Source organism: Rhodococcus sp. 5G237 (assembly GCF_053764735.1).
This window is the reverse complement of sequence record NZ_JBSNCD010000002.1, coordinates 648,558-664,592: the sequence shown is the minus strand read 5'-3', so window position 1 is coordinate 664,592 and position 16,035 is coordinate 648,558. Positions and strand designations below refer to the sequence as shown.

Genomic DNA, 16,035 nt, shown 5'->3' with positions numbered 1-16,035 from the left:
GCAGGTCGCGGGGCTATCCGTCGCCGAACAGTGCGGCGATCGCCGCCGGATCGACGTCCTCGAGCGTCGCGGGCGACCACTGCGGGTCGCGGGTCTTGTCGACGAGCACGGCGCGCACACCTTCTATGAAGTCCGGCGTCGCGGCGACGCGCACGGCGACGTCGAGTTCGCGGGCGAAGCATTCCTCGAGGGTGCTCTCGGCACCGCGCCGCATGAGTTCGGCCGTGACCCACACGCTCGTCGGCGACAACGACCGCAGAGCGGTGCGGGTCTGCTCGGCCCACTCGGCGTCGATGTCGGTGAGGCCGTCGAGGCGGGTCACCATGTCGAGCACCGTGCCGTCGCCGAACACCGTCTCGATATCGGGGAAACGGTGCGCCAGGGAGGATTCGGGGGCCGGTTCGACGAACTCGTCGAGAGCGTCGCGCCACCGGCCGGCGCGGATGCGGTCGGCGAAGTCGTCGATGCGGGAGCTGGGCACGTAGTGCGTGGCCAGGCCGACGGCCAGCGCGTCGCCGGCGTCGATGCGGGCACCGGTGAGTGCGAGATACATCCCCACCGCGTCGCACCGTGCGGTGGTGCCGCGCAGGCGCGGGAGGAAGTGGCTCGACCCGATGTCGGGGACGAACCCGATGGCGGTCTCGGGCATGGCCATCGTGGTCTTCTCGGTGGTGACGCGCACCGCGCCGTGCACCGAGATACCGAGGCCACCGCCCATCGTGACGCCGTCGAGAAGCGCAAGGTAGGGCTTCGGGTAGGTGGCGACCAGTTCGTCGAGGCGGTACTCGTCCGCGAAGTACTCCCGGACGGTGTCGAAGCGTCCCTCGAGGGCCACCTCGCGCACCGGCTTGACGTCGCCACCGGCGCAGAACGCGCGGTCGGACGTGCTGGTGACGAGCACGGCCGTCACAGCCGGGTCGTCGCGCCAGGCGAGAAGCGACGAACGGACGTCGCGGATCATCGACCGGTCGAGCGCGTTGAGCGCACCGGGACGGTCGAGTTGCACTTCGCCGACTCCGTTGGCGACGCGTGTGCGGATGAAGGACTCGTTCACGGGCGGGAGCCTACCGGTCGCAAGGGACGGATCCTTCTCACGCGACACGTCACGGATGAAGTTCCTCGGTGACCCACCGATCCCCCACCCGCCGGTAGCGATACCGCAGGTGTCGCCGGCCCGGGTCCGCCTGCCAGAACTCCACGGCCTCGGCGGCGACGTACCACGCCGTCCAGTGCGGCGAGACGAGGTCCGGATCGTGTTCGAGCGCGGTCAGGCGTTCCCGCACGAGGTCGTCGTACTCGGCGGGATCGGTGAGGACCTCGCTCTGGTGTCCCGTGGACGCGACCGCGCGGGCGAAGATCGACCGTTCCCGGAAGTCGCGGGCACACACCTCGGGTGGGCCGACCAGGACGGGCCCGCGCACGCGGATCTGCCGGCCGAGTTCGCGCCAGTACACGGTGAGCGCGGCGGCCGGTGTCGTATCGAGCTGGCGGCCCTTCGGGGAACGGTCGTCACCGGAGAACCACCAGCCGTCGTCGGTGACGTCCTTGATCAGCAGCATGCGCGCGTCGGGCGTCCCGGATGGGTCGACGGTCGACAGGGTCGCGGCGTGCGGCTCGGCGACGCCGGCCTCGGCCGCCTCGGTGAGCCACCGGAGGAAGGTCTCCTGCGGCGTCGCGGCCGGTTCGAACGGCGGCGCGGACGCCGTGAGGGTGGGCAGGGCCCGGATCCAGCCACGGACATCGGGAAACTCACTGCGACGCGCGATCTCGCTCATCGCCGCATTGTACCGAGCCGGAGTTCACTCCCGAGGGGCGGCAGCTTGCCGGTCAACGGTCCGACGAGCATCCAGCGATGCCCGAAGGGATCGAGGAGGGTGGCGTTGCGATGGCCGTGGGCCTCGTTGATCCACCTCTCGACCGAACCGCCGGCCAGACGGGCGCGGGTGAGCACCGTGTCGGTGTCGGCCACCTCGAGCATCAGGCTCACCGAGACCGCCCCCTCCTGCGGCGCGGTGAGTCCGAGTTCGGGGAATTCGTCTGCGAGATAGACCATTCCGCTGGGGAACCGCAGTTCGGCGTGCCCGACGCGACCGTCGTCCATGACGACCGGATCGGCGGTCAGCGAGGCTCCGAAGACCCGGGTGTACCACTCGATCGCCTCGTGGGCCCGCGGCACCGTCAGGTAGGGCAGCGCCCCCGAACGGGGAAAATCGGCGGAGCCTCCCGAACGGGGGGAATCGGCGGAGCCTTCCGGGACCATCGTGTCGTTTCCGCTCAGGACGCTTTCGGTTGCTGCAGCAGCGCCCATCGATTGGTCGTCAACCGTACCGAGGCCGCGTCGCCCATGCATGTGACCGTCTCCCAGTTCCGCTGGTAACCGGTGCGGCTGATACGCCAGCATCCGTCGTCGTCGAGACTGTATCGATCGTGGTAATAGGCCGATCCGCGCAACAACATCCCGTCCTCGGGGATGATCACGGTGTCGGACAGCAACCACACCCCGGTGGCGGTGCGGCCGTCGTCGGCGATGTCGATCTCGGGATGGGAACACGTGTGCTCCGTGATCAAGCGCGTTCCCAGCGTGTTCTCGAGGAAACCTATGAAGGCGTCGCGCGAGTCGAAAACGAGATGCTCCCCGTAGACGGCGTGCGCGTCGGGGGTGAGGGTCTTCGCCAGTTCGTCCCAGTCCTTCGTGTCGAGCGCTCGCGCATAACGGTATTTGAGCCGCGTGACCTCCGCTACCGCCTGCACATCCATCGTCGGCCTCCCATTGGCGCCCCCCTGCGAGTATTCGCATTCCAGGCTAGCCCGGACGACCGGCGCAAGCGGCCGGAATCACACTGTTACCAGGCGGCATTCGATCGCGATTCGGTCACGGGAGACCGTACCGGTCACGACCCGGGACGGCGCAACGCGCCGATCGTCGCGTCGACGACGAGTTCGGCGTAGTCGTCGTCGATGCTCTGGTCCGGCGTCGTCAACGCGAACAGGACGTGACTGAGCACGGTGCCGGTGACCATCTCGAGCAGCAGCGTCGCCGAGGTGTCGGCGGGGAGTTCGCCGCGCTCGACGGCGCGGTGCACGATCGTGCGCGCCGCGAGCACGCGGCTGCGGTTGAGGGTGTGGATCAGCCGGGCGAGCAGTTCGGGATTGGCGCGGGCGTCGAGCGCAACGCGCAGGCTCACCAGACCGGGGGTGGTCCGGTAACCGCGCAACAGTTGCCGGGCGAGTTCGACGAGATCTGATCGGAGCGCGCCGGTGTCGATCGGCACGGGCAGCGGGCTGCGCGCTTCGAGGGCCTGGACCAGCAGGTCGTCCTTGCTCGACCACCGGCGGTAGAGGGCGGCGCGGCCCACCCGCGCGCGTCGCCCGACCGCGTCGAGCGTGAAGCCACGCCAGCTCGTCTCGGAATACACCTCGAGCACGGCGTCGAACACGCGGTCCTCGAGGTCGGCGTCGCGGGGGCGGCCGCGGCGGCGGGGTGCGGGTACTTCGGTCACATCGGGCAAGTGTGCCAGACCACTCCTCGATTTACAGACTGAAATAGTCCGTATTAAGCTGGCGGCGTCCTCCTCCCCGAGCAGACCGAAGGAACGCCATGACCGACCCCACTCGGGTGCCCGTCGTGATCGGCGTCGGCGACCTGCGCTCCGGCCGTGCCGGTGCGCCCGCCGACCCGCGTGAACCGCTCGACCTCATCCATGAGGCCACCCTCGCTGCGATCGCCGACTCCGGCGCCGATCTCGCCACGCGGATCGACACCATCCACGCGATCAAGACCGCGAGCTGGAACTACGACGACCTGCCGGGCCTGCTCGCCGAACGTCTCGGCGCGGCGCCCGAACACACGTCGACCACGCCGATCGGCGGCCACTGGCCGGCGGCCCTGCTCGACCGCATCGGCCACGACATCGCCGCGGGCACCAGCACCGTCGCGCTGCTCGTCGGCGGCGAGGCGCAGGCCTCGGCGACCAACTCGTACAAGGCCGGAACGGATCCGGCCATGCTCGGATGGACCACCGCCCCGGGCGGCCCCGCGCCGATCAGCAACGAGGATCTCGGCAGCCCCGCCATGCAGCGCGCCGGCATGATCGTCCCCACGCGGGTCTACCCGCTGTTCGAGAACCGGCTCAGCCACGATCTCGGGCACTCGCGCGAGAAGTCGCTCGACTGGTCGGCGACGTTGTACGCCGCCTTCTCCGAGTTCGCCGCCGAGAACCCGGCGTCCTGGAACCCCGAGCGCCGCACCGCCGAGGACATTCGCACCGTCGCCGGTAAGAACCGTCTCGTCACCGATCCGTACCCGCTGCTGGTCAACGCGATGCCGTTCGTCGACCAGGCCGCGGCCGTGGTGGTCACCTCGCTCGCCGTGGCCCGCGAACTCGGTGTCCACGACGACCAGCTGCTCTACGTGTGGGGCGGCGCCGGCGCGACCGAGCCCTCGGATGTGCTCGCCCGCGGCGACTTCGGGCGCTCGGCCGCACTCGACGACGCGCTGCGCCGCACGCTGTCGGCGACCGATCTGCGTCCCGGCGACTTCGACATCATCGACGCCTACAGCTGCTTCCCGGTGGTGCCGAAGCTGCTCATCGAGCAGCTCGGTCTCCCCCGCGACACCGTCCCGTCGGTGACCGGTGGCCACTCCTTCTTCGGTGGCCCGCTCAACAGCTACACCTTGCACTCGGTGGTGTCGGTCGCCAAGCGACTGCGTCAGGACGGCGAGCTCGCCCTCGTGCACGGCAACGGAGGCTACCTGACCTACCAGCACGTCGTGGTCCTCGGCTGCGCGCCGCACACCGACGGCTACGTCGGCGACCCGGAGCACGTGCTGCTCGAGCCGTCGGCGCCCGAGGCCGCCACCGATTACAGCGGCAAGGTCCAGATCGTCACCGCCACGGCCGAATTCGGTCGCGACGGCAACCCGTCGATCGGCTTCCTCGTCGGCCTCACCCCCGACGGCCGGCGCGTCTCCGGTCAGACCGACGCCACCGGCGCCGCGGTCCTCGCCGCCGGCGCAGACATCGTCGGCGAGACCGTCCACGTCACCGACAACGGCGGCACTCTCACCGTCACCCGCATCGAGCACCTGTCCCCCGAGGAGTACCGGTCGTGAGCGAACCCGTCGTTCTCGTCGAGAAGCGCGAGCACGTCCTGCTCGTCACCATCAACCGCCCCAAGGCGGCCAACAGCATCGATGCCGATGTGCACCAGGCACTCGGTGAGGCCTGGGACCGTGCCGAAGAGGACCGCGACGTGCGTGTCGTGGTGCTCACCGGCGCCGGCGACGCCGTCTTCTGCGGCGGCGCCGACCTCAAGGCCCTCGGCACCAAGGGACCGGACGGGGTCACCCCTCCCGAAACCGCCCACTGGGGCTTCGCCGGTGTCGTCAAGCATCACATCTCCAAGCCCGTCATCGCCGCGGTCAACGGCACCGCGCTCGGTGGTGGCACCGAGCTCGCCCTCGCCAGCGATCTCGTCGTCGCCTCCGAGACCGCCGAATTCGGTCTGCCCGAGGTGCACCGCGGCCTGATCGCCGGCGCCGGCGGTGTCTTCCGCATCGGCCAGGCCGTCCCCCGCGCCGTCGCGATGGAACTCGTCCTGACGGGCAAGCCGATGTCCTCTGCCGACGCCCTGCGCTGGGGCCTCGTCAACCGGGTCGTCCCGCAGGCCGACGTCCTCGACACCGCGCTCGCTCTCGCCGCCGACGTCGCGAAGGGCGCCCCGCTCGCGGTGCAGGCCAGCAAGACCGTCGCCCGCGGCATCATCGACGGCAACGTCCCCGCCGAGGACCTGCCCTGGGAACTCACCGACAGGGCCCTCGCACGTCTCACCACCAGCGCCGACACCCTCGAAGGCGTCATGGCCTTCATGCAGAAGCGCGAACCCGTCTGGAAGGGCGAATAGGCATGACCACCACCGAAGTGATCCGCTGGGACACCGACGAGCAGAAGGCACTTCGTCAGCTTGCCGCCGACTTCACCCGCAAGGAGATCGTCCCCCACCTCGACGAGTGGGAACGTGCCGGCGAGATCCCGCGCGAACTGCACCGCAAGGCCGCCGACGCGGGCCTGCTCGGCGCCTCGGTCGCCGAGGAGCACGGCGGGTCGGGCGGCACCGCCCTCGACATGCTCGCGATCCTCGAGGAGATCATCCTCGCCGGCGGTTCGTCGGGCCTGATCTCGGCGCTGTTCAGCCACGGCATCGCCACCCCGCACATCGTCTCGTCGGGCAACACCGACCTGATCGAGCGGTTCGCACGTCCCGCGCTCGAGGGTCGCGCGATCGGTTCGCTCGCGATCTCCGAGCCCAGCGGCGGCTCCGATGTCGCGAACATCCGCACGACCGCGCGTCGTGAGGGCGACGAGTACGTCATCAACGGCGCGAAGCTCTACATCACCTCGGGTACGCGCGCCGACTTCGTCACCACCGCGGTGCGCACGGGCGATGCCGGCGCCGGTGGCATCTCCCTCGTCGTCGTCCCTACGGAAACACCGGGTTTCACGGTCTCCCGCAAGCTCGACAAGATGGGCTGGCTGTGCTCGGACACCGCCGAGCTGTTCTACGACGACGTGCGCGTGCCGGTCTCGAACCTCATCGGTGCCGAGAACTCGGCGTTCGGTCAGATCGCGCAGCAGTTCCAGGGTGAGCGCCTGTCGCTGGCCTTCCAGGCCGTCGCCACCGCGCAGCGGTGCTTCGACCTGACCGTCGAGTGGGTGAAATCCCGCGAGACGATGGGCCGTCCGCTGTCCAAGCGCCAGGTCGTGCGTCACCGCCTCGCCGAGCTCGCCACCGAGATCACCGCCGCGAAGACGTTCTGCCGTTCGGTCGCCGAGCGGTGGGTCAACGGCGAGGGCATGCTGCTCGAGACCTCGATGGCGAAGAACAACGCCGTCAAGGTGTGCGACCACGCCGTCATGGAGGCGGTTCAGCTCGCCGGTGGTATCGGCCTGATGCGTGAGAGCGAGGTCGAGCGTCACTTCCGCGACGCCCGCGTCCTCGGCATCGGCGGCGGCACCAACGAGATCATGAACGAGATCATCAGCAAGCTGCTCGGCCTGTAGGTCTCCGCCCGAACTCGGGGGAGGAAATGTGCGACTTTCCTTGCAGAAGTGCACATTTCCTCCCCCAACTTGCTTCAGTCACGCGCACGGAGCATCTCCAGCGCGACGACGACCACCACGGCGATCACGACGTGCATCAGCGTCAGAGCGACGGTGCTCGGCGTGTCGAAATCCGCGGAGATCGTGCCCTGGATCGTCGCCAGCGGCAGCAGCGCCCCGACGACCTGCGCGATCCGCGCGAAACCGTTCCACCACAGGGTGAGCAGGGCCGCGACGGCGAGACCGACGGTGAGCGGGACGACGGACATGAGCACAACGCCGCCCGGCGCCGCGCTCATCACCTCACCGGCGTCGGTGTGTTCGAACGAGCCACCCGCGACGAGGCCGACGGCCCACAGCACGAGGTTGACCACCAGCGCCGTCACGACGGACGCGGCAACCACGACCGCGGAACGCGCGAGCCGGGACTGCGGGAGATACGTAGAGGTGCCGGATGTTTCGGTGACGGACATGAATCCTCCTGATGGGCGTTCCTTCTGACGACGCCCATCCTGCGACCTCGAGCCGACTCGAGGTCAAGAGGATTCAGTCGAGATCTTCGGCGAGCTCCATCCACTGCTCCTCGGCCGCTTCCTTCTCCGCGACCACCTCACGCAACTGCGCGTCGAGTTTCTGCAGCCGATCGGGATCGGTCGCAGCCTCCGCGAGGTCGTGGTGCAGCTTCTCCTCCTTCTCGGTCAGCTTCGCGACGAGACGCTCGAGGCGCGACAGTTCCTTGCGCGCGGCGCGTTCGGCGGCACCGTCGCGCTTCTTCGACTGCTCCGCGGCGTCACCGGCCTTCGAGACGGTCGACGCCACCGACGGCACGTCGCCGTCACCCATGGCCGCGCGCCGGCGCAGGTACTCCTCGATGCCACCGGGAAGGTTCGTGAGCCGGCCGTCGCCGAACAGCGCCCACGTCGAATCACAGATGCGTTCGACGAGATACCGGTCGTGGCTGATGACCACGAGGGTTCCGGCCCAGCCGTCGAGCAGGTCCTCGAGCTGCTGGAGGGTGTCGATGTCGAGGTCGTTGGTGGGCTCGTCGAGGAGCAGCACGTTCGGTTCGGCCATGAGCACGCGCGTGAGCTGCAGGCGGCGACGCTCACCACCGGACAGGTCGCCGACCGGGGTGCGCTGCCGGGCCGGGGTGAAGCCCAGGCGTTCGGCGAGCTGACCGGCTGAGATCTCCTTGTCGCCCAGCGTGATCCGCTCGGCCACGTCCTTGACGGCCTCGAGCACCCGCATGTCGGTGGGCAGGTCGTCGAGTTCCTGCCGCAGCCAGCCGATCTCGACGGTCTGGCCCTGGACGCGGCGTCCCTGCGCCGGTTCGAGTTCGCCCGCGAGCGTGCGCAGCAGGGTCGTCTTGCCCGAGCCGTTGACGCCTACGAGACCGATCCGCTCGCCCGGACCGAGACGCCAGGTGAGGTCGCGGACCAGTTCGCGACCGTCCGGGGTGGTGAGGGTCGCGTCCTCGAGTTCGATGACGACGCGGCCCAGGCGGCGCTTCGCGAACGACGCCAGCGCCACCGAGTCGCGCGGCGGCGGCACGTTCGCGATCAGCGCTTCGGCGGCCTCGATGCGATACTTCGGCTTGGACGTGCGGGCCGGGGCACCGCGACGCAGCCACGCGAGTTCCTTGCGCGCGAGATTGCGACGGCGTTCCTCCATCGCGTCGGCCTGGCGGGCACGCTCGGCGCGCGCGAAGATCCAGTCGTTGTAGCCGCCCTCGTAGCTCTCGACCCGACCGTTCACGACCTCCCAGGTGCGGGTCGCGACGGTGTCGAGGAACCAGCGGTCGTGGGTGACGACGACGAGCGCGCTGCGCCGCGACAGCAGGTGCTCGGCGAGCCACTGCACGCCCTCGACGTCGAGATGGTTGGTGGGCTCGTCGAGGACGAGCAGGTCGAGATCCTGCACGAGGGCCGCGGCGAGGGCGACCCGGCGCCGTTCGCCACCGGACAGGCCGTCGACGACCGCGTCGAGACCGAGATTGTCGATGCCGATGCCGGTGAGCACCGAGCGGATGCGCGCATCGCCCGCCCACTCGTGCTCGGCCACCCCGAGCGGCCCGAGGACCACCTCACCGACGGTCGAGCCCTCCGGCAGGCCGCCGCGCTGGGTCACGACCGCCATGCGCAGACCGTTCACGCGGCTCACCCGGCCCGAATCGGGCTCCTCGATGCCGGCGAGCACCTCGAGCATCGTCGTCTTGCCGCCGCCGTTGAGGCCGACGACACCGATCCGCTCCCCCTCGTTCACGCCGAGGGACACCGAGTCGAGCAACGGCTTGATGCCGAACGACTTCGAGACCTGTTCGAGGTTGATCAGATTCGCCACGTGGAGCAACGCCTTCCGAGAATTGCGGGGATGTACTACAAGGATCAGGGGTGTGCGGGATCGGCGTCGCCGACGACACGGGCGCCCGGCACCGGACCGGAAGCGACCCGCACCGTACGGCACACACCGGCGCCGGCGAGTTCGGCACTCACGGTGACCGCGGCGTGCTGGTCCTCGACGAGGAACGCGCACGTCGGGCCGGAACCGGAGACGATGCCCGCCAGGGCCCCGGCCTCGACACCCGCGCGGAGCGTGCGTCGCAGCATGGGGTCGAGCGACAGGGCCGCGGCCTGCAGGTCGTTGCCGAGCAGCGGCGCGAGCTGGTGGGCGTCGCCGGAGCCGAGCGCGGAGAGCACGGCATCGGCGCTGCCGACGCGCTGAGGTTCTCCCTCGGCGCGCAGCCGGTCGAGTTCGCGGAAGACGACCGGTGTGGACAGGCCGCCCTTCGCGAGGGCCAGCACCCAGTGGAAGGTGCCGCGGGTGAGGACGGGGACGAGGCGCTCCCCCCGTCCGGTTCCGATCGCCGTGCCGCCGTGGAGGCAGAACGGCACGTCGCTGCCGAGCCGGGCGGCGAGGTCCGCGAGGTCCTCCCGGGGTGCCCCGATGCCCCACAGCGCGTCGAGCGCGACCAGCGTCGCGGCCGCGTCGGCACTGCCACCGGCCATTCCGCCGGCGACGGGGATGCCCTTGTCGATCGTGATCGCCACGTCGGGGGTGCGCGCGGCCCGTTCCGCCATCATCTCGGCGGCGCGCCACGCCAGGTTCGTCGAATCGGTGGGCACCACCTCGGCGCCCGTACCGCGCACCGTCACGCTCAGGGTGTCGGCGGGGACCACCGACACCTCGTCGTACAGGGACAGGGCCTGGAAGACGGTGTGCAGGTCGTGGTAGCCGTCGGGACGGAGGTCGCCGACCGCGAGATGCAGGTTGACCTTGGACGGGACCCGCACGGTCACGGGGGTCGGCACGACGGAAAGCACGAGTACAGAGCTTACTCGGGATACGGATGCTTCCCGACCGCCGCGGCCGCACTCTACGATCGGGCGACTCGTGAACACACTGGAGGAAATGTGACTCGATCCGTACGCAATGCGGTCGCCGTCTGCGTCGTCGCCGCGGCGGCCACGCTGGGAACCGCCGGCGTCGCCTCGGCCGAACCGGCTCCGCCGCGCGTCTGCTCGCTCGGCGACCTGGTCCTGCGCTCGCTGAATCTCGTGGACTGCGTCAACCCGCCCACCGGCTCCGCCGGCGTGGCCACCGGCTCGGCCGACTCCGCGGGGTCGTCGACCGGTTCGTCCGGCGTGGGCATCACCGGTTACGGGGCGATGATCGGCTGACCGGACAAACGAATCCGGGCCGGCACCCTGAGGTGCCGGCCCGGATTCGGAGAGTTATCGGTATCAGCCGATGACGTTCACGCCGGTGGCCTGCGGGCCCTTCTGGCCCTGGCCGATCTCGAAGCTCACGCGCTGGTTCTCCTCGAGGGTGCGGAAGCCGCGGCCCTGGATCTCGGAGAAGTGCACGAAGACGTCAGCGGAGCCGTCCGAGGGAGCGATGAAGCCGAAGCCCTTTTCGCCGTTGAACCACTTAACAGTACCTTCAGCCATGTTGCTGTCCTTCACTTGCAGGCAGAACGGATGTAGACGTTCTGTCTCGTCGGGAGTCGGTTTCGGCTCCCGGGTCTGTCACTACACGGCTGAAACGATTCCATCGTGGCTATCGCCTCCGCTCGCAACCAGAAATGTGCGAGGGGTAAACCACGAACACACTACCTAACGACCGAGGACAACTTAACCACACATCGCAGCCCGCCGCCAGGAGGAGTGACCGGGATCACTGTACGCTTGCAAGCCTCACGAAGGCGGCGGCGTCGAGCTTCTCCCCGCGGGTCGACGGCTCGATACCGGCGGCCAGCAGGCGCCTCTCGGCCTCCGTTGGCGAGCCCGCCCATCCACTCAGCGCTGCGCGCAACGTCTTTCGCCGTTGAGCGAAGGCCGCGTCGACGACGGCGAAGACCCGGGCCCGCGTCTGCGCGTCGGTGGGCCACGGCGGCTCGGTGTAGCGGTCGACGCGCACGAGGCCCGATTCCACCTGGGGAACGGGCCAGAAGACCGCACGCCCGACGGCGCCGGCCCTGCGGACGTCGCCGAAGAACCGCGCCTTCACACTGGGCACGCCGTAGATCTTGCCGCCCGGTTCGGCTGCGAGCCGGTCGGCGACCTCGGCCTGCACCATCACGAGAGCGGTTCGCAGAGTGGGGAATTCGGAGAACAGGTGCAGCAGCACCGGTACCGCGACGTTGTAGGGCAGGTTCGCGACGAGCGCGGTGGGCGTGACGGGAAGGCCCTTCGGCAGCACCTTCATCGCGTCCATGTGCACGACGTCGAAGCGGTCGGCGAGCTGCGGCGCCCGCTCCTGCACGGTCGTGGGAATACGCTGCGCGAGAACGGGATCTAGCTCGACGGCGACCACACGATCAACGACGTCGAGCAGGGCGAGAGTGAGCGAGCCCAGGCCGGGCCCGACCTCGAGCACGACGTCCTCGGGGCCGACCCCGGCGACGTTGACGATGCGGCGCACCGTGTTCGCGTCGTGCACGAAGTTCTGGCCGAGCTGCTTCGTCGGGCGCACCCCGAACTCCTCCGCGAGTGCGCGGACCTCGGCGGGTCCGAGCAGCGCGGCGAGGCCGCGCGGAGAAGCCGGGGTGGCCCTCGGAGTGGTTTCGGGATCGTCTGCTGACACGTGGTGAACCTAGCGCACTCGGGAGCAGGTCACACCGTGCACACCCGTGCCGGTCAGCGCAGACCGAGCTTGCTGGTGCAGGACGGCCACGCACCCCAGCCCTGGGCCGCCTGGACCTTCTCCGCGACGGCGATCTGCTGCTCGCGGGTCGCGAGATCGGCACGCGGCGCGTACTGGGTGCCGCCGAAGCCGGCCCACGTCTGCTGCGTGAACTGCAGGCCACCGTAGAAACCGTTGCCGGTGTTGATCGCCCAGTTGCCGGTCGCCTCGCACTGCGCGAGAGCGTCCCAGGTCGAGGCGCGACCGGAGGCCGGCACGGCAGGCTTCGGCTTGGTGCCGACGCGGACCACGACGGGTCGCGGCTCGGCGAGGACCTTCGAAGCGGTCTCGGTGCGTCCGACCTCGACACCGTTGACGGTGTGAACGTCGAAGGTCACCGACCGCTCGCCCGGAGCACCCGGGTCGCTCACGGCGGTCTCACCCTCGAGCATGTTCGGATCGTCCACGCGATTCTCCGGCGGCGCGATCGGCAGGTTCTCGGTCCGCGACTCCGTGCGGTCGCGGGTGACCACGACCTCCATGCCCTCCTCGAGCTGCGCGTCGAGGGCAGGAGTGACGCTGTCGGCCTGCTCGAGCTTGGTGCCCTGGGACTCCAGGAACTCCGCGACCGTCGGCACTGCGACGCGCACCTCGGCGGCGGGCGCCCCGTTGTCGGCGAAACGCACCGTCTTGGGGTTGACGACCTCGAGATCGGCGCCGTCGAGCGGAAGGCGGTGCGAACGCGAAGCGGAGACGTAGGCGTCGTCGGAGAGGCGGAACTGGTCGAGCGCCTCGTCGACGGTGAGCGCCGTGGTCCACACCGATCGCTCCTCACCGTCGACGGTGAGGTGCAGTTCGCGGGCCTGTCGCAGGACGATGGTGTCGCCGTCGGAGACGGACGAGTCCACGGCCGGGGCCACGACGTCGTTCTCGTCGACGGTGTAGCCGGCGGCGGCCAGGATGTCGCCGACGTTGGAGTTCATCGTGCCGAAGGCACGCTGCTCACCGTCGACGTCGAGGACGACGTCCTTGTGCTGAACCACAGCAGTGGCACCACCGGCACCGAGGGTGACGAAGACGGCGGCGACCACCGAGTAGAACACCGGCGACTTGACGCGATTGATCTTGGTGAAAGGTGACACGATTATTTCCAGACGGACGACAACTGTGATCACAGCACGGTAACGAGACGGCATTGTTATCGCAACTTCATCGTCTCTAGCTGCGCAGATAATGATTTCTGTCAGATCACGACGCACATCACAGATATCGGATCGGTATTACATCGATCATGTGCGATTGTCCGAAATCACCATTTTCTATCGATACTCGGAAAGAGGAATTCCTCTCGATTCGGGCACCGAGGACATGAACTCCGTGAGGTCACCGAGGATCCCGCGCATCTGTGCTCTGCCCCATGCGGGGGCGTTCGAGGTGCCGATGCCCACAGGCTCGGATGGATCGGCCGGCGTCGCGGGCGCAGCGGTTTCCGGACCGCCTACCGATGGTCGCGGTTGCCGGTGATCTGCTTCGTCAGCGTCCGGCCGACCCGCTGGGAATCGGGAGCTCTGCGGATCCGCTCGGTACGGGGAACTGCGGAATCGGCACGGCCGGGGTGGTGCCCGTGCGGGCCATCACGTCCATCAGGACGGCGTGCATGGTCGCGACCTGCACCGGGTCGAAGTTCGCGAGGTCGAGAGGGTTCGCGCGGTTGCGCGTCTCGAGCGGATCGTCGTGCAGGTCGTAGAGTTCGAACTGCGGCAGCGCGCGTCCCGACGGATCGAAGTACATCGCGTACTTCCACCTGTCCTGCCGGACGGCGCGAATGTGGTTGGGTTGCTTCACCGTCGTCTGCCCGTTGGCCGCGGCGGCGTTCTCGTCGTCGAAGGTGAACAGGACGGTGTCCTGCACCTGTGGCGGCGTGCCACCGGACGACGCGCCCTCGATGACGGGCGTGAGGTCGACGCCCTTGAACGTCCACGCCGAACGGTCGGGCACGGCGGCCATCGTCGCGAGGGTGGGCATGACGTCGATGAGCGACGCGAGCGCGTCGGTGGAGACCGGCCTCGGGAACATCACCGGATTGCTCACCACGAGAGGAACATTGAGCGTCTCCTCGTAGGCGTTGAAGGCTTTCTGACGGAGTCCGCCATGCGACAGGCCCATCTCGCCGTGGTCGGCCACCCGGAAGACGACGGTGCGTTCGCGCATGCCCGAAACCGATTCCAGCGCATCGAGGACCGTCCCGATGTGCTGGTCGACGACCTTGTGCATGTAGGCGTACAGGTTGACGTACTGCCGGGCCGCTTCGGGACCGACGAGCGGACCGAGCGCACCGGCGAGCAGCAGGAGCAGTTCTGCCTGGGCGGTGGGCTTGAAGTTGCGGAGCAGGTCCTCGTCGATGGTGGGCGGCAGGTCGATTCCCTGGTCGAAGGCTTCGGGTGCGAAGGCCCCGTAGTTGGTGCAGTCGCCGTCGACCTGATCCCAGGTCTTCGGGTACGAGAGGATGTCGTGGGGATTGGCGAACGACACGATGAGCGCGAACGGCCTGTCGTCGGAGGCGCTGCGCGACCGCAGGAACTCGGCGGCGTCGGAGGCGATCTTGCCGTCGCGGTCGGCGCAGCCACCCCCGAAGTTCTCGGGTGCGGTGTCCTGCCCCGCCTCCGGGGGCTCCCACCCCGCGAAGCCGTACCGCGCGATGTCCTCGGGCGACGGGTCGCCACCGTCGGCGCCCTTGCTCATGTGCCATTTGCCGCGGTAGTGGACGTCGTATCCGGCGGAGAGCAGCATCTTCGCCATGTTCTGGCCGTCCACCGGCAGCACGGGCTCGGTGGGCGAGAGCGTGCCGCCCTCGGTGAGGGTGCTCACCACCCCGTGCTGGGCGGGATAGAGCCCGGTGAAGAACGTGCTGCGACTGGGCGAGCACATCGCGGCATTGCAGAACGACCGCGTGAAGGTCAGCCCCGTATCGGCGAGCCGCTGCCGATTGGGCAGATTGTTGCGCGCCCAGTCGGCCGGCCAGTGCATCGGCTGACGCTCCTGGTCGGTCATGATGATGAGGATGTTGGGGCGCTGCGGTGTCCGAGACTGTGCCGCAGATGTACCGGCGCCCACGAGGCCGGCAGCGAGGAGCGCGCCCGCCCCCACGAGGAAGGTCCGTCGATTGACATTCCACGTGGTGTCGCGACGCGGAACAGCTTGCTGCACGGTCATATCGATCCTGTCGGAGATCCGTGAACGCATATGTCGTGCAGGAGAATAACAAGACATATGCGAAAAGCGCGCGTCATCGGACGGAAAAGGCGCTGCGGACAATCGGGAGAAATCGTCCACAGCACCTCGGAACCGCAGGTCAGGCCGTGTGCAGGAGCGGAACCTTCCGCGCGAGGAATCGGTCGACGCTGAACGCTCCCGCACCGACCGCAGCGAGCAGGAGAGCCCCTGCGCCGAGCGCGGCCACGAGCTCGAAACCGCCGTCGCCGACGTAGATTCCGTTCTCCACGTGCACGATGAAGAACGCGCCGAGCATGAGCAGGAACAGCAGGACGCCGAAGACGGGAACGAGCACACCGAGGATGAGCGCGAGACCGCCGAGGATCTCGATCCAGGTGGCGACGAACGCCGAGATCGCCGGGGCGGGCACGCCCATTCCTTCGAAGCCGGCCTTGGTGCCTTCGTATCCCCACGAGTTGAACTTCTGCAGTCCGTGCGCGAGGAAGATGACGCCGAGTACGAGTCGGGCGATGAGGATGCCGATGTCGCGGACGAGAGGGGTCTTCATGTCGAGCCTTTCGGGTAGGAGGCCGGAGAGCCC

General features: G+C 68.9%; 17 protein-coding genes. 4 read left to right on the top strand and 13 right to left on the bottom strand.

Annotated elements, in window-relative coordinates:
- Window positions 1-13 precede the first annotated feature (13 nt).
- The 5 genes from ACWPOC_RS06540 to ACWPOC_RS06520 form a co-directional block, all read right to left on the bottom strand.
- Window positions 14-1,054, bottom strand: coding sequence for an enoyl-CoA hydratase/isomerase family protein (locus ACWPOC_RS06540; protein ID WP_120281701.1), 1,041 nt, complete (start codon window positions 1,052-1,054; stop codon window positions 14-16).
- A 49-nt stretch (window positions 1,055-1,103) separates the two neighbouring features.
- Window positions 1,104-1,775, bottom strand: coding sequence for a pyridoxal 5'-phosphate synthase (locus tag ACWPOC_RS06535; protein WP_120281700.1), 672 nt, complete (start codon window positions 1,773-1,775; stop codon window positions 1,104-1,106).
- Window positions 1,772-2,260, bottom strand: a complete 489-nt coding sequence (locus ACWPOC_RS06530; RefSeq protein WP_455408247.1) for a VOC family protein — start codon at window positions 2,258-2,260, stop codon at window positions 1,772-1,774. The genes ACWPOC_RS06535 and ACWPOC_RS06530 overlap by 4 nt, the downstream gene beginning before the upstream one ends.
- A 14-nt stretch (window positions 2,261-2,274) precedes the next feature.
- Window positions 2,275-2,757 carry a nuclear transport factor 2 family protein gene (locus ACWPOC_RS06525; protein WP_120281699.1) on the bottom strand — a complete coding sequence of 161 codons (483 nt, stop codon included), beginning with the start codon at window positions 2,755-2,757 and terminating at the stop codon, window positions 2,275-2,277.
- Between the two features lie 134 nt (window positions 2,758-2,891).
- Complete coding sequence (locus ACWPOC_RS06520) at window positions 2,892-3,500, bottom strand: TetR/AcrR family transcriptional regulator (RefSeq protein WP_120281698.1); 609 nt, start codon at window positions 3,498-3,500, stop codon at window positions 2,892-2,894.
- Between the two features lie 98 nt (window positions 3,501-3,598).
- Between ACWPOC_RS06520 and ACWPOC_RS06515 the strand changes: the two genes are divergently transcribed.
- The 3 genes from ACWPOC_RS06515 to ACWPOC_RS06505 are packed head-to-tail and all read left to right on the top strand — an operon-like array spanning window position 3,599 to window position 7,061.
- Window positions 3,599-5,113: an acetyl-CoA acetyltransferase gene (locus tag ACWPOC_RS06515; RefSeq protein ID WP_120281697.1), complete on the top strand. Its 1,515-nt coding sequence runs from the start codon at window positions 3,599-3,601 to the stop codon at window positions 5,111-5,113.
- Window positions 5,110-5,904 (top strand): enoyl-CoA hydratase/isomerase family protein, encoded by a 795-nt coding sequence (locus ACWPOC_RS06510; RefSeq protein WP_455408221.1) that lies wholly within the window; start codon window positions 5,110-5,112, stop codon window positions 5,902-5,904. Before ACWPOC_RS06515 ends, ACWPOC_RS06510 begins: the two co-directional genes overlap by 4 nt.
- A gap of 2 nt (window positions 5,905-5,906) precedes the next feature.
- Window positions 5,907-7,061 (top strand): acyl-CoA dehydrogenase family protein, encoded by a 1,155-nt coding sequence (locus tag ACWPOC_RS06505; protein WP_120281695.1) that lies wholly within the window; start codon window positions 5,907-5,909, stop codon window positions 7,059-7,061.
- A gap of 74 nt (window positions 7,062-7,135) precedes the next feature.
- Here the strand turns inward: ACWPOC_RS06505 and ACWPOC_RS06500 are convergent, their stop codons facing one another.
- From ACWPOC_RS06500 to ACWPOC_RS06490, 3 genes are all read right to left on the bottom strand, one after another.
- The gene (locus ACWPOC_RS06500) at window positions 7,136-7,573 is read right to left on the bottom strand and encodes a DUF6069 family protein (protein ID WP_120281694.1); all 438 of its coding nucleotides are present in this window, start codon (window positions 7,571-7,573) and stop codon (window positions 7,136-7,138) included.
- A 73-nt stretch (window positions 7,574-7,646) separates the two neighbouring features.
- Window positions 7,647-9,440 carry an ABC-F family ATP-binding cassette domain-containing protein gene (locus ACWPOC_RS06495; RefSeq protein ID WP_120281693.1) on the bottom strand — a complete coding sequence of 598 codons (1,794 nt, stop codon included), beginning with the start codon at window positions 9,438-9,440 and terminating at the stop codon, window positions 7,647-7,649.
- 44 nt (window positions 9,441-9,484) lie between these two features.
- Window positions 9,485-10,420: a 4-(cytidine 5'-diphospho)-2-C-methyl-D-erythritol kinase gene (locus tag ACWPOC_RS06490; RefSeq protein WP_026061828.1), complete on the bottom strand. Its 936-nt coding sequence runs from the start codon at window positions 10,418-10,420 to the stop codon at window positions 9,485-9,487.
- Between the two features lie 90 nt (window positions 10,421-10,510).
- On the opposite strand from ACWPOC_RS06490, the gene ACWPOC_RS06485 reads away from it, so the two are divergent.
- On the top strand, window positions 10,511-10,777 hold the full coding sequence (locus tag ACWPOC_RS06485; protein ID WP_120281692.1) for a hypothetical protein: 267 nt from the start codon (window positions 10,511-10,513) through the stop codon (window positions 10,775-10,777).
- Window positions 10,778-10,840: 63 nt separating this feature from the next.
- Here the strand turns inward: ACWPOC_RS06485 and ACWPOC_RS06480 are convergent, their stop codons facing one another.
- The 5 genes from ACWPOC_RS06480 to ACWPOC_RS06460 all read right to left on the bottom strand — a co-directional run bounded on the left by ACWPOC_RS06480 (window position 10,841) and on the right by ACWPOC_RS06460 (window position 16,002).
- Window positions 10,841-11,047: a cold-shock protein gene (locus ACWPOC_RS06480; RefSeq protein ID WP_006553820.1), complete on the bottom strand. Its 207-nt coding sequence runs from the start codon at window positions 11,045-11,047 to the stop codon at window positions 10,841-10,843.
- A 226-nt stretch (window positions 11,048-11,273) separates the two neighbouring features.
- Window positions 11,274-12,182 (bottom strand): 16S rRNA (adenine(1518)-N(6)/adenine(1519)-N(6))-dimethyltransferase RsmA, encoded by a 909-nt coding sequence (gene rsmA / locus ACWPOC_RS06475; RefSeq protein WP_455408220.1) that lies wholly within the window; start codon window positions 12,180-12,182, stop codon window positions 11,274-11,276.
- A 53-nt stretch (window positions 12,183-12,235) separates the two neighbouring features.
- Window positions 12,236-13,363: a resuscitation-promoting factor gene (locus ACWPOC_RS06470; RefSeq protein WP_120281690.1), complete on the bottom strand. Its 1,128-nt coding sequence runs from the start codon at window positions 13,361-13,363 to the stop codon at window positions 12,236-12,238.
- Between the two features lie 391 nt (window positions 13,364-13,754).
- Complete coding sequence (locus tag ACWPOC_RS06465; RefSeq protein WP_455408219.1) at window positions 13,755-15,434, bottom strand: sulfatase-like hydrolase/transferase; 1,680 nt, start codon at window positions 15,432-15,434, stop codon at window positions 13,755-13,757.
- A 139-nt stretch (window positions 15,435-15,573) separates the two neighbouring features.
- Window positions 15,574-16,002, bottom strand: coding sequence for a DoxX family protein (locus tag ACWPOC_RS06460; protein ID WP_455408218.1), 429 nt, complete (start codon window positions 16,000-16,002; stop codon window positions 15,574-15,576).
- Between the last annotated feature and the right edge of the window lie 33 nt (window positions 16,003-16,035).

Excerpts from the sequence above, each read along its gene's own strand:
- ACWPOC_RS06535 (WP_120281700.1), bottom strand. The coding sequence starts at position 1,775 with ATGAGCGAGATCGCGCGTCGCAGTGAGTTTCCCGATGTCCGTGGCTGG.
- ACWPOC_RS06505 (WP_120281695.1), top strand. The coding sequence starts at position 5,907 with ATGACCACCACCGAAGTGATCCGCTGGGACACCGACGAGCAGAAGGCA.
- ACWPOC_RS06465 (WP_455408219.1), bottom strand. The coding sequence starts at position 15,434 with ATGACCGTGCAGCAAGCTGTTCCGCGTCGCGACACCACGTGGAATGTC.
- ACWPOC_RS06500 (WP_120281694.1), bottom strand. The coding sequence starts at position 7,573 with ATGTCCGTCACCGAAACATCCGGCACCTCTACGTATCTCCCGCAGTCC.
- ACWPOC_RS06515 (WP_120281697.1), top strand. The coding sequence starts at position 3,599 with ATGACCGACCCCACTCGGGTGCCCGTCGTGATCGGCGTCGGCGACCTG.
- ACWPOC_RS06525 (WP_120281699.1), bottom strand. The coding sequence starts at position 2,757 with ATGGATGTGCAGGCGGTAGCGGAGGTCACGCGGCTCAAATACCGTTAT.
- ACWPOC_RS06460 (WP_455408218.1), bottom strand. The coding sequence starts at position 16,002 with ATGAAGACCCCTCTCGTCCGCGACATCGGCATCCTCATCGCCCGACTC.
- ACWPOC_RS06480 (WP_006553820.1), bottom strand. The coding sequence starts at position 11,047 with ATGGCTGAAGGTACTGTTAAGTGGTTCAACGGCGAAAAGGGCTTCGGC.
- ACWPOC_RS06530 (WP_455408247.1), bottom strand. The coding sequence starts at position 2,260 with ATGGTCCCGGAAGGCTCCGCCGATTCCCCCCGTTCGGGAGGCTCCGCC.